General features: G+C 70.1%; 10 protein-coding genes. 1 reads left to right on the top strand and 9 read right to left on the bottom strand.

Going from position 1 to position 12,547, the window contains the following annotated elements:
- Positions 1-24 precede the first annotated feature (24 nt).
- From ACFFGH_RS20230 to ACFFGH_RS20250, 5 genes are all read right to left on the bottom strand, one after another.
- Positions 25-870 (bottom strand): transglutaminase family protein, encoded by an 846-nt coding sequence (locus ACFFGH_RS20230; RefSeq protein ID WP_386671677.1) that lies wholly within the window; start codon positions 868-870, stop codon positions 25-27.
- Positions 867-1,799 carry an alpha-E domain-containing protein gene (locus ACFFGH_RS20235; RefSeq protein ID WP_386671679.1) on the bottom strand — a complete coding sequence of 311 codons (933 nt, stop codon included), beginning with the start codon at positions 1,797-1,799 and terminating at the stop codon, positions 867-869. The genes ACFFGH_RS20230 and ACFFGH_RS20235 overlap by 4 nt, the downstream gene beginning before the upstream one ends.
- A complete protein-coding gene (locus ACFFGH_RS20240; protein WP_446686161.1) occupies positions 1,793-3,511 on the bottom strand; it encodes a circularly permuted type 2 ATP-grasp protein in 1,719 nt (572 codons plus the stop codon). The genes ACFFGH_RS20235 and ACFFGH_RS20240 overlap by 7 nt, the downstream gene beginning before the upstream one ends.
- Positions 3,512-3,606: 95 nt before the next feature.
- Positions 3,607-4,626, bottom strand: a complete 1,020-nt coding sequence (locus tag ACFFGH_RS20245) for a LacI family DNA-binding transcriptional regulator (protein ID WP_386671681.1) — start codon at positions 4,624-4,626, stop codon at positions 3,607-3,609.
- A gap of 157 nt (positions 4,627-4,783) precedes the next feature.
- On the bottom strand, positions 4,784-5,794 hold the full coding sequence (locus tag ACFFGH_RS20250) for a LacI family DNA-binding transcriptional regulator (RefSeq protein ID WP_386671682.1): 1,011 nt from the start codon (positions 5,792-5,794) through the stop codon (positions 4,784-4,786).
- Positions 5,795-5,887: 93 nt separating this feature from the next.
- Between ACFFGH_RS20250 and ACFFGH_RS20255 the strand changes: the two genes are divergently transcribed.
- Positions 5,888-6,766, top strand: a complete 879-nt coding sequence (locus ACFFGH_RS20255; RefSeq protein ID WP_386671684.1) for an SMP-30/gluconolactonase/LRE family protein — start codon at positions 5,888-5,890, stop codon at positions 6,764-6,766.
- 26 nt (positions 6,767-6,792) lie between these two features.
- Here the strand turns inward: ACFFGH_RS20255 and ACFFGH_RS20260 are convergent, their stop codons facing one another.
- Genes ACFFGH_RS20260 through ACFFGH_RS20275 form a run of 4 tightly spaced genes read right to left on the bottom strand, consistent with a single transcriptional unit; the run spans position 6,793 to position 12,543 of the window.
- Positions 6,793-9,747, bottom strand: a complete 2,955-nt coding sequence (locus ACFFGH_RS20260; RefSeq protein ID WP_386671686.1) for a glycoside hydrolase family 2 TIM barrel-domain containing protein — start codon at positions 9,745-9,747, stop codon at positions 6,793-6,795.
- Positions 9,748-9,767: 20 nt separating this feature from the next.
- Positions 9,768-10,709, bottom strand: coding sequence for an aldo/keto reductase (locus ACFFGH_RS20265; protein WP_386671688.1), 942 nt, complete (start codon positions 10,707-10,709; stop codon positions 9,768-9,770).
- A 31-nt stretch (positions 10,710-10,740) separates the two neighbouring features.
- Complete coding sequence (locus ACFFGH_RS20270) at positions 10,741-11,658, bottom strand: carbohydrate ABC transporter permease (RefSeq protein ID WP_386671690.1); 918 nt, start codon at positions 11,656-11,658, stop codon at positions 10,741-10,743.
- Positions 11,659-11,661: 3 nt separating this feature from the next.
- Positions 11,662-12,543, bottom strand: a complete 882-nt coding sequence (locus ACFFGH_RS20275) for a carbohydrate ABC transporter permease (RefSeq protein WP_386671692.1) — start codon at positions 12,541-12,543, stop codon at positions 11,662-11,664.
- Positions 12,544-12,547: the final 4 nt, after the last annotated feature.

A 12,547-nucleotide genomic window follows, 5' to 3' on the forward strand; every position in this document is an offset into this window, starting at 1 on the left:
TTCGACGGGCTCAGAAACCGGGGCTCACGCCTCGCGCGTGATCTCGACGCTCACGAAGAGCTGCGACGAGTGCGGGCCGTCGTACACGCCCCGCAGCGGCGCAACGTCGGAGTAGTCGCGGCCGCGGCCCACCATCACGTGGCGGTCGCCGATGTCGATGAGGTTGGTGGGATCGAAGCCCCGCCACGAGCCGGCGTACCACTCCACCCAGGCGTGCGACTCTCCGGTGATCGTCTCGCCGATCGCGGCGTTGGGGCGGGGATGCAGATAGCCCGAGACGTAGCGCGCCGGGATCCCGACCGACCGCAGCGCGCCCAGGGCGAGATGGGTGATGTCCTGGCACACGCCACGCCGCTGCTCCCATGCCTCCGCCGCCGTGGTGCTGACCCCGGTAACGCCCGGCATGTACTCGACCGCCTCGCCGACGGCCGTGCAGATGGCGAGCGCCGCCTCGCCGGGGGTGCCGGGCGTTCCGGCGACGGAGCGGGCGAGGTCCTCGACCTCTGCCGGAGGCCGGGTGCGCGCCGTCTGGCCGAGGTGGTCGATGAACTCGGTGGCCGTCTCGACGACGGCGGAGAGCTCATCCCAGCCGAGCGTCTCTGTCGGCTGCCGGCGCGGGCGGACCTCGACCACGCTCTCCGCGGTGAGCGCGAGCTCCCGGTGCGGCGCGAGGATGTCGAACGAGCTCACCCGGGTGCCCCAGTAGTCCACGTAGTTGTGCGCGTTCGACACCGGCGAGACGTCGAGGTGGGAATAGAGCACGAGCTGCCCGTCGGCGCTCGCCGGCAGCATCCGCGCTTCGTTGTACGACGCGGTGACCTCGCCGGCGTAGGTGAAGCCAGTCTTGTGCCGGATCCGCATTCGGCTCATGTCGCGTCCTCCCCCACCCAGGTCGGCGCAGCGTTCGTCGGGAAGTAACGCCGGCGGATCGCCTCGCTTGCGGCGCTCGTCGCCAGCTGCACGCCGTCCATGCGCCGGGGCAGGTCCTCGAGGATCTCCGCGATCGGCCGGTACTCCAGCTCGCTGCGGATCTGCCCGAGCAGCCGCTGCGACTGATCACTCACCCCGACCCGGCCGCTTCTGGGCTCGAGCTCCCGCAGGCACTCCTCCGCCCGGCTGACCGAGAACAGGATGCTGCGCGGGAACAGCCGGTCGAGCAGCAGGAACTCGGCGGCGTTGCGGGCACTCGGCATCCCGCGGTAGGTGCGCAGGTACGCCTCGTAGGCGCCGCAGCTGCGGAGGATGGTGGTCCAGCTCGGGCCGCTCGCCTCGGTGAGCGCGCGGGTGGCGAGCAGGCGCGCCGTCATGTCCGCCCGTTCCAGGCTGCGGCCAAGGGTGAAGAAGCTCCACGCCTCGTCGCGGGAGGTGGCGGACTCGATGATGCCGATGGCGAGCGCCGAGCGTTCGCGCACCCAGCCGAAGAACTCGTGCACCTTGTCGCCCGGCACGCGTCGCGGCATCCGCGCCCGGGTGGTGTTGAGCACCTCCCAGAGCTCGGTGCTCACGATCTCGCGCGCCCGGCGGGCGTTCTCGCGCGCCGCGTGCAGCGAGTAGGCGATCGAGGCCGGCTGGTTGCGGTCGATGGCGAGCAGGTCGAGCACGTCGGCACGGGTCAGCTCGGTTCCCTCCGGCGCGTCGGTGCCCATGACGCTGAGCAGCGACCGGCAGGCGATGTCCTCCTCGATCCAGGGGTCTTCGAGCAGCAGCTGCAGGTGCACGTCGAGGATGCGGGCGGTGCCGTCGCTGCGCTCGACGTACCGGCCGATCCAGAAGAGCGACTCTGCGATGCGGCTCAGCATGCGCTGCCCCCGGAGCACGCACTGTTCCCGTTCCGGCTCGATGCGCCTGCCGCGGCGGACACATCGAGCCGATTCGGGAACACCGAGGGCGCCTGGAGCGCCTGCTGCTGTTGCTGCTGCTGTTGCTGCTGGTCGCGGCGGGGGTCGTCCTGCGGGTTGTGGTCCTGCAGGTGCTCCGCGGCGAGGATCGGGATGGCGCCGGTCGGCGATGCCTGATCGCCGACGAGCTCCTGGATGCTGTGCTCCGGCGTGCGGATCGGCTCACGGCCGACCACCCAGGTGTCCTTCGACCCGCCGCCCTGGCTGCTGTTGACGACCAGCTGCCCCTCCGGCAGCGCAACCCGGGTCAGGCCGCCGGGCAGCACCCACACGTCGCGCCCGTCGTTCACGGCGAACGGCCGAAGGTCCGCATGCCGTGGCCGCATGCCGGAGTCGACGAGCGTCGGGATGGTGGACAGCTGCACCACCGGCTGCGCGATCCAGCCGCGGGGATCCGCGATCAGCCGCTGCCGCAGCGCCGCGAGCTCATCCGTCGACGCCGCCGGCCCCACGACGAGGCCCTTGCCGCCGGACGCGTCCACCGGTTTCACCACCAGTTCGTCGAGGCGGTCGAGCACCTCCTCCAGCGCACCCTGCTCCTCGAGCCGCCAGGTGTCCACGTTCGGCAGGATCGGGTCCTCGGCCAGGTAGTAACGGATCAAGTCGGGCAGATAGGTATAGACCAGCTTGTCGTCGGCGACGCCGTTGCCCACCGCGTTCGCGATGGTGACGTTGCCGAGCCGTGCCGCGAGCAGCAGCCCAGGGGAGCCCAGCATGGAGTCGGCGCGGAACTGCAGCGGATCCAGGAACTCGTCGTCGACCCGGCGGTAGATCACGTCCACCCGGCGCGGACCGGCGGTGGTGCGCATCCACACCCGCCCGCCGGAGCAGAACAGGTCACGCCCCTCCACCAGCTCCACGCCCATCAGGCGCGCCAGCAGCGTGTGCTCGAAGTATGCCGAGTTGTAGACGCCGGGGGTCAGCACGACGACCGTCGGATCATCGACGCCCGACGGTGCGGATGCGCGGAGCGCCGAGAGCAGCTTGTGCGGGTAGTCGCCCACCGGCCGCACCCGCATGGAGACGAAGAGCTCCGGCAGCGTCTGCGCCATGACACGGCGGTTGGAGATGACGTAGCTGACGCCGCTCGGCACTCGCACGTTGTCCTCGAGCACCCGCCAGGCGCCCTTCTCGTCGCGGATGAGGTCGATGCCGGAGACCTGGATGCGCACGCCGTTCGCACTCGTGATGCCCGCCACCTCGCGGTGGAAGTGGCTGGACGAGCTGATCAGCCGCGCCGGGATCACCCCGTCGCGGACCGCCTTCTGCGGCCCGTAGATGTCGGCGAGGAACGCTTCGAGGGCGAGCACGCGCTGCTTGACGCCGGACTCCACGGTGCGCCACTCGGACTGCTCGATCACCCGCGGCACCGCGTCGAGCGGGAACGGGCGCTCCTCGCCGGCGAAGTCGAACGTCACGCCCTGTGCCAGGTAGGAGGAGGCGAGCGCCTCGGTGCGGCCGCGGAGCTCAGCCTGCGTCATCCTGGCGAGCGCGGTGTGGATGTCCCGGTAGGCCGGACGCACCTGCTCCGGGTCGGCGAACATCTCGTCCCAGGCGGCCGGACCACGCCGGGTTGCCACCTCGGCCCCATAGCCGTCGAAGAGGTCCGCCATGATGTGAGCCTAATGAGGGCGTGTTGCCGGGAGGTTTCCGGAACCGGAGCGCACCGAAAGCATCCAGCGCGCGCTCAGTGTCCCGGCGCGGGGCATCAAGCCGGCTGCGTCTCTCGCCGGGAGCTGGCGCGCACGCGAAGCTCCGGCGTGAAGACGACCTGCGTCTCGGCCGGCGGGTCTCCGGACACCACTGCGAGCAGCAGGTCGACCGCGGCGACCCCGAAGTCCTCGTGCGGCGGTCGCACGGAGGAGATCGGCACCAGCGCGTTCTCGGCGTACTCGATGTCGTCGTATCCGACGAGCGCGATGTCGTCCGGCACGCGGACCCCGCTCGTGACCAGGGTCTGCGCGATGCCGATCGCGAGCAGGTCGTTCACCGCGAAGACGCCGTCCGGGCGCTGCCCGGCGCTGCGCGCGACGAGCCCCTCGGCCACCGCGTGCCCCTCGGCGATGATCCGGTCGGCGACATCGATCACCTCGAGCGTCACGCCGGGCGCCTCGCGAACCGCGTTGCTCGCACCTTGGAGCCGGTCGCCGACCTGCCGGATCGCGAGCGGACCGCCGATGAAGGCGAGCCGGCGGCATCCGCCCTCGATCAGATGCTTCGCGGCGAGGTAGCCGCCGGAGACGTCGTCGATGGAGACGGACGGCTGCGCGGGCGAGCTGGAGCGCTGGCCGACCAGCACGGACGGGGTGCCGCGGGATCGGGCACCCGCCAGCCGGTCCTCGATGGGCCGCGGGGAGGCCACCAGCATGCCGCGCACCCCGTGCTCCTCGAACAGCTCCAGGTACGCGTCCTCCCGGGCCCGGTCACGGCTCGAGTTCGCGATGAACACGGCGAGTCCCGCCTCGGTGGCACGCTGCTCGACCCCTTCCGCGATCGTCGCGAAGAACGGGTTGCTGACGTCCGGCACGATGTACGCGATCGTGCTGCTCTGCCCGAGGCGCAGCTGCCTGCCGGCGTTGTTGCGCACGAAGCCGAGCTGCTCGATCGCGTCGGCGATCCGCCGGGCCTTCTCTTCGGAGACCCGGTCGGGGTGGTTCAGGTAGTGGGAGACCGTGCCGAGCGACACGTCGGCGAGGCTCGCCACCTCCCGAATGCCCACCCTGGCCATCGACGCTCCCGGCTCCGGCCGCGATCCGGCCTCTTGAAACGTGTCAAGCGTACCGACCGGATCCGTCGGATGACGAGGAGACGCACGCGATGATCGCGATTCGGTCAGATGCTCGGGGAATTGCGCGAGCATTCGGCAGAAGCGCGATCACCAGGGCTCACGAGCGTCCCAGCGTCGATGCGCGCGCCACCAGCTCCGGCTGGAACACCACGTGCTCGCGCGGGCTCCGCGGATCGGCGGCCTCGCGCAGCAGCAGCTCGACCGCGCGGCGCCCGATCAGCACGCTCGGCTGCCGGATGGATGAGAGCGGCACCACCGTCGCCGATGCGAAGTCGATGTCGTCGTAGCCGATCAGCGCGATCTCCTCGGGCACGGCAACGGAGCCGGACATCACCAGGGCCTGCAGCGCCCCGACGGCGAGCAGGTCGTTGGCGGCGAAGACGGCATCCGGACGTTCGTCCCGGGGGCGCTCCCGGATGCGCTCGCCCGCCGCCCGCCCGGCGAGCACGGTCTGCGCGTCGGTCTCCACCACCTCGAGCGTCGCTCCGGGCACCCGCGCCACGGCGCGACGGGCGCCGGTGAGGCGGTCCGCGACTTGGCGGATGTCCATCGGCCCACCGACGAAGGCGATCCGCCGGCGACCGAGGTCGAGCAGGTGCTGCACGGCGAGCTCGCCGCCCGCCACGTCGTCGACGGCGACCGAGGAGAAGCTGAGATCCTCATCCGCCCGGTCGACGAGCACCGCCGGGATCCCGTGCGCGCGCAGGCGCTCGATGCGCGGCATCGCGTGTGCCAGCGGGGAGATCAGCACGCCGAATACTCGCTGCTCCTCGAACAGATCGAGGTGGGCCGCCTCGCGCCGGGCGTCTTCGTCGCTGTTGCCGAGCAGCACCGAGAGCGACGCCTCAGCGGCACGCTCCTCCGCCCCGCGCGCAAGGTCCGTGAAGAACGGGTTGCGCACATCGAGCACCACGAGCCCGATCGTGCGGCTGCGCCCGACGCGGAGCTGCCGCGCCACGTCGTTGCGCACGAAACCCAGCTCCTGGATCGCCGCCTGCACCCGTTCGACGGTGTCCGGCGACACCTTCTCCGGCCGGTTGAGCACGTTGGAGACTGTGCCCACGGAGACCCGGGCGAGCTCGGCGACATCGCGCACGCTCACCGCCATGCGGTCTCCTTCCCCCGGCCGGGCCGCCGGGCGATCGTCGACGCGGCGAACAGTCAGACTACCGGGCGATTGAAACGGTGCAATGCTGGTGCGGTGTTCTCGCTGATCGCCCCTGGATCCATTCTCGAGCAGCTGTACACCGGCGCGGTGTGGAGCGAGGGACCGGTCTGGCTCCCGGAGTCGCATTCCGTGCGGTGGAGCGACATCCCGAACAACCGCATCCTGGAGTACGACGCCCGCTCGGGCGAGACCCGGGTGCACCGCGAGGACGTCGAGTTCACGAACGGCAGGACGCTCGACCTCGACGGTCACGTCATCCAGTGCTGCCACGGCAGGCGCTCGGTCGAGCGGGAGGTCGACGGAGTGCCGACCACGATCGTGGACCGCTTCGAAGGGCGACGCCTGAACTCCCCGAACGACGTCGTCGTCGCCTCCGACGGGGCCATCTGGTTCACCGACCCGCCCTACGGCATCCTGTCCGACGTCGAGGGGCACCAGGCCGACCCGGAATACGACGGGTGCTTCGTGTTCCGCTACGACGAGGCCGCGGGCGTCCTCGCACCGGTCATCACCGACATGGTGCATCCGAACGGACTGGCATTCTCGCCGGACGAGCGGGTGCTGTACGTCGCCGACACCGCGTGGGTCCTCGACCGCTCCGCGCCGCACCACATCCGCGCCTACGACGTCGTCGACGGCCGGTGCGAGAACTCGCGGGCGTTCGCCGAGATCCTGCCCGGCGTCCCCGACGGGTTCCGCGTGGACGTCGAGGGACGGGTCTGGACGTCGAGCGAGGACTCGGTGCAGGTCTTCGCGCCCGACGGGGAAATGCTCGAGCGCATCCCCATCCCGGAGAAGGTGGGCAACCTCTGCTTCGGGGGCGTGGACGGCAGCGACCTGTACATCGTCGCGTCGACGAGCCTGTACCGGATCCGCACCACCACGCGGCAGGCGGGCCGGCCCATCCGCTGAACCGAGGCCCGCTGACCGAGCTAAGGTCAGGCTTGCAGCAGCACGCTCCAGGACGTGCGCTCCCGGGGGATGCGGTACCCATCCGGGAGTGCCGGGCCGCACGATGCTGAGCCGATCCCCTGCTGCGCGGCATCGACGTTCAGCCACACCGCGCCGGAGTCGACAAGGTCGTGCGGTTTCCTCGCCCGCTCCAGCTCCTCGGAGGTCCAGCGCCGCACCGTGAAGGCGAAGGTGGGCGCACCGTCGACGCGCAGCTCCGGCAGGCCGGCTCCGGTGAGCCGCAGCCATCTCGTGTCAAGGTGGTTGCCGTTCTCCTGCGGGACCGGGTACGGCGTCTGCAGCCCGTCGATGCTCGTGCGGAAGCGGCCGACGCGGGCGGCGGCCTGCGAGTCGACGTAGGACTCCCCCGGGCCGCGGCCGAACCATTCGGCGTTCGCGTAGTCGCCCGGCAGCCGGAAGCGCAGCCCCAGCCGCGGCACCACGATGTCGCGCTGCCGGAACGGAGTGTCCGTCCAGGCGCCCTCGAAGTCGACGTCCACGTCGAGGCGCACCGCGGAATCGGCGACCGCGGTCCAGCGGAACACGGAGCGGAGGCCGTGGTTGTGCGCGGCGGTTCCGGTGCGTCCGCGCACCACGAGCGTGCCGTCGTTCTCGACAGCGACCTGGTCGGTGCGGTGCAGCATCCGGTCGAGCCCCACCGCCTTCCAGACGGACGCGAGGTCGTTGCGGCCACCCTGGCCGCGGTCGTTCTCCGTCGGCGCCCGGTACACGTCGAGCTCGGGCCCGTCGAGGGGGATGCCCGCGAACTCGGTGAGGCGCCCGTTGCGGGCGTCGAATACGGCGGGACCGAGGCGGAGCACGGAGGCGGTCAGCGGCATGGTTGCTTCGACGGGGTCAGCCACCGGCGTACTGCGATCCCTGAGCCCGTCGAAGGGACCGTTCAAAAGACCCTGGCCCCATGCGACGACGTGGCCGGCAGAAGCCCAGGAGGCATCGGCCGCGAGCATGGCCTGCACCGTCAGCCATGTCTCCCCAGCCGCCTCACGCGGTCCGGCCGGGAGCGGGACCTCGACCGTCTCCCCAGGCAGCACGAGGGGAACGTCGAGCGCGCCCGACGCGACCTCGACGCCGTCGTCCTCGAGCGTCCAGCGGAACGCGAGGTGCCCGGTGGTGAGGAAGTCGTACCGGTTCCGCACCGTCACCCGATCGGAGATGGAGACCCGCACCGGCTCGAGCACCTTCGCGAGCTCGGCCAGACCGGGCGACGGCGTGCGGTCGGAGAAGAGCAGCCCGTCGAGGCAGAACCGGCCGCCGTTCGGGGAATAGTCGACGTCTGCGCCGTGCATCGTGAACTCGGCGCCCGCCAGATCCACGGAGCGGAAGCCATGATCGATCCACTCCCAGACGAACGCGCCGCAGCACCGTTCGGAGCCGCGGAGGATGCGGTCGTAGTCCGCCAGCGACCCTGGCCCGTTTCCCATGGCGTGCGCGTACTCCACCAGCAGGAACGGCAGCGACCGGCGCCGGGCGTCCTCCTCGTCGGTCACGCGCTCCGGCCGCGGCTCCTCCCGCCGGGCGATGAGCTCCAGCGCCTCCAGCGACGGGTACATGAGCGAATAGAAGTCCGAGTTGCGATAGCTGGGGTCGCGCTCGTAGAGGATCGGCCGCGACGGATCCCGGTCGCGGATCAACCGCTCCAGCACGCCGAACGTCTCGCCGGTCCAGCTCTCGTTCGCCATCGACCAGAGGAGCACGCTCGGGCGGTTCTTGTCCCGCTCGACCATCCGGCGCACCCGGTCCTCGAGCGCCGCCCGCCACTCGGGCAACGCCGGCGGATTCCGGGCCCAGCCGTCGTAGATGAACCCGTGCGTCTCCAGGTCGCACTCCTCCACCACCCACATGCCGAGCTCGTCGCAGAGCCGCAGGAACTCGGGATGTGGCGGGTAGTGGCTGGTGCGGACCGCGTTGAGATTGGCGCGCTTCATGAGCAGGATGTCCTCGCGCATCGTCGCGACGTCGAGGGTCCGACCCGTGTCCTGGTCGTGCTCGTGGCGGTTCACCCCGGCCAGGAAGATGCGGCGCCCGTTGGCGAGGAGCACGCCATCCCGGATCTCCACCCGGCGGAAGCCGACGGCCAGCTCGACGGTCTCCCCCGCGGACCGCAGCACCCCGCGGTAGAGCCGCGGCGACTCGGCGCTCCACGGTTCGACCGGCACGGTGGCCGTCTCGCCGGCCGGCATGCACACGCCGAGCTCCGGAATCTCCACCGTCGCCGGAACGTCGGTGTCGACCCGCAGTGTCCCGGTGCCGGTGGCGGCGTCGTAGTCGGCGTGCACGAAGTGGTCGTCGATCGCAGCGGTGGGCCGCGCGAGCAGCTCGACATCGCGGAAGATGCCGGGCAGCCACCACATGTCCTGGTCTTCGAGGTAGGTTCCGCTCGACCAGCGGTGCACCCGCACGGCCAGCACGTTCGCCCCCGCCCGGACCGGCGCGTCGAACTCGAACGGCAGCCGGCTCCCCGTCGACCAGCCGAGCTCCGCACCGTTCAGCCACACCTTGGCGCACGAATCGACGCCCTGGAAGCGCAGCACACCGTCGCCGTGCCAGTCCTCGGGAACCGTGAACACCAGGCGGTAGTCCCCGGTCGGGTTCTCGGTCGGGACCCGCGGCGGATCGAGCGGGATCGGCAGCGCGGTGTTGGTGTAGAGCGGCCCGTCCGCGGTGCCGCGCAGGGAGCGCGGCGCCTGTTCACCGGGCGGCGTGACGTGCTGGAGCACCCAATGCCCGGGCACCGCGACGCGGTCCCAGGGGGAGTCGTCGAAGTCATCGGCGAGGAAGGCGTCGCCGGTGCCCTCGGCCGTCGGGGACAGCCGGAACGCCCACATGCCGTTGAGGTTCAGCCGTCGTGCGTCGGACAGCGCGTCGGCGCGCGGGCGTCGTCTGCCGGAGCCTGGCGCGAAGGATTCGACGTAGGGCTGCATCCTCGGTCTGCGGGCCGACGTCAGTCGGTGACGGGGCTGGGGGCGGGACCGAGCGCCTCGAGGTCCGCCCACAGCTCGTCAGGGATGCCGGTGGTCCGCAGGCGCTCGAGCTCGGCGATCCGCTCGATCTTGGAGACGCCCACGACGGTCGAGTGGATCATCGGCGAGCGCAGCGAGTAGTGGAGCGCGACGGCGGGGAGGGTCACGCCGTGCCGAGCCGCCACGTCCTCGGCTCTGGCGACCCATTCGAGGAGCGCCGGCGGGCTGGCGGTGTAGTTGTAGCTGCCTCCGCTTGCGGCACCCTTCGCGAGGAGGTTGCCGCCGAACGGCGCCGCGTTGAACACCGCCATCCCGCGGCTCGTGGCCTCCTCGATCAGCGGCAGGGCGCTCTGGTCGACGATCGTGTACCGGTTGTGGGTCAGCAGCGCGTCGAAGAGGCCTGTGCCGACGTACTGGGCGACGAGGCCGACCCGGCCGGCCGCGATGCCGATCGCGTCGACGAGGCCCTGATCCTTCAGCCGCAGCATCCCGGCGACGGCGCCGCGCGGCCCGGTCGCCTCCTCGAAGCTCACCGAGTACGGATCGTGCAGATGCAGCAGCGGGATCCGCTCCACGCCGAGGCGGGTGCAGCTCTCCTCGAAGGACCAGAGCACCCGGTCCTCGTCGAAGACGCCGGTGGCCACGTCGCGGTCGGTCTTCGTGACGATCGCGCGTCCCGGCCCGATCCCAGCGGATGCCGCGATGCCGAGCACGGCCTCGCTGCGTCCCTGGGCGTACTCGTTCGACGTGTCGACCAGCGCGTACGGGCCGCTGAGCATCGCCTCCGCGAACTCGACCGCCGCCTGCTCCCCTGGGCCCCCTGGGACCGTGCCGCGACCGAGGTACGAGGTGCCCAGCGTGATCGGGCTCGCCTTCAGGCTGGTCCGGGGCAGCTCGCGCGTCTCAACCGGTTGTGCGTTCATGCGTAGATCCTCTCCGTTCGGTCGCGACGTGTCACCCCTTGACCGCGCCGCTCGCAAGGCCCTTCATGATCTTCTGGTTCAGGGCAACGAAGAGCACGAGGAGGCCGAACACGTTGATGCAGATCCCCGCGAAGAGCGGCCCGTAGTTCAGCTGGCCGTACTCGCCGGCGAAGTTCAGCAGGCCCGCCTGGATCGGGCGCAGATCCGAGTTGGTGGTGAACGTCAGCGCGATGAGCAGGTCGTTCCAGATGGAGAGGAACATCACGAGCCCGATGGTGAACAGGGAGTTCCGCACCAGGGGCAGACCGATCGAGAAGAACGCCCGAAGCATGCTGGCGCCGTCGATCGTTGCGGCCTCGAACAGCTCACGCGGAATCGACCGGAAGTACGCGGCCATCATGAACACCGTCAGCGGCATCCCGAGACCGGTGTACGTGATGATCATCGGCCAGTACGTGCCGCTGATCCCGAGCTGGAAGTAGGTGATGAACAGCGGGATGAGGATCATCTGCCCGGGGATCATGATCCCCGAGACGAAGAGCAGCAGGGTCAGGTTCCGGCCCTTCCACACCATCACCTCGATGGCGAACGCCGCACCGACGCCGAACAGCAGCACCATGGTGAGCGACGGCGCGGTGACGATGACCGAGTTGAGGAAGTTGCGCCCGATCTCACCCGTGGTCCACGCGTCGATGTAGTTCTGGAAGTTGAACCCCTCCGGGAGCGCGAAGGTCGACTCCTGGATGAACTCCCGCTGCGTCTTGAAGGAGCTGAGGAAGAGCCAGACGATCGGGTACAAGCCGACCGTCATGAGGACGATGATGCCGATCCAGGCGGGGACGGCCGCCCGGAAGCGGCGCGCGCTCCACTTCCGGCGCTTCCGCTCCGGTGGGGTCGGGTTGTGCTCGGTGTGGAGCGGGGCGGTCTGCTGGATGATCGTGGTCGACATGGGTCAGGCCTTCGTCCGGTCCTTGCGCGCGGACCCGAAGATGAACAGGGTCACGAGCAGGCACATGATGGTCAGCACCAGGGCGAGGGTCGACCCGTAGCCGTAGTCCTGGAAAGTGAAGGTGGTCTTGTACATGTAGAGGGTCAGCGGCTGCGTCGACGTGCCCGGCCCTCCGTCGGTCAGCGCGAGCACCGAGTCGAACACCTTGAGCGTCACATTGAAGCTGAAGATGACGGAGGAGAGCAGCACCGGCAGCGACAGCGGAAGGATCACGCTGCGGATGAGCCGCCATCCGTTGGCGCCGTCGATGCGCGCCGACTCGATGATGTCCTCGGGGATGTCCAGCAGTCCGGCGTAGAGCAGGATCGCGTAGAAGCCCATGGACGACCACAGCTCCATGATGACGATCACGATGAAAGCGCTGTCGGCCTGCCCCAGCCACGCGATCGGCTGCATCCCGAGTGCGCTCAGCAGACCGTTGACCGGCCCCTCCTGCGGGGCGATCTCGAAGAATGAGCTGAAGAGCAGCGCGACCGCGACGGTGGGCAGCACGGTCGGGAAGAAGATGATCGCCCGGATCAGTGCGGAGGACCGCCGCAGCACGAAGACGTAGAAGAGCGCGAGCCCGTAGCCGAGCAGCACCTGGCAGATCGTGACGATCACCGCGTACTTCATGCTGAACACGATCGCGTTCAGCAGCTCCGGGTCGGAGAAGAGCTTGACGAAGTTGTCGACGCCGACGAACTCGAACCCGCGGAGGTTCCCCTCGAAGAACGAGAGCCCGAACGACCAGATCACCGGACCGAGCTTCACGGCCGTGTAGAGCAGAAGCGCCGGACCCAGCAGGATCAGGATCGTCTTTTTGTCCCCGAGGACGGATTTCATGACT

The organism is Lysobacter korlensis, from assembly GCF_042434515.1.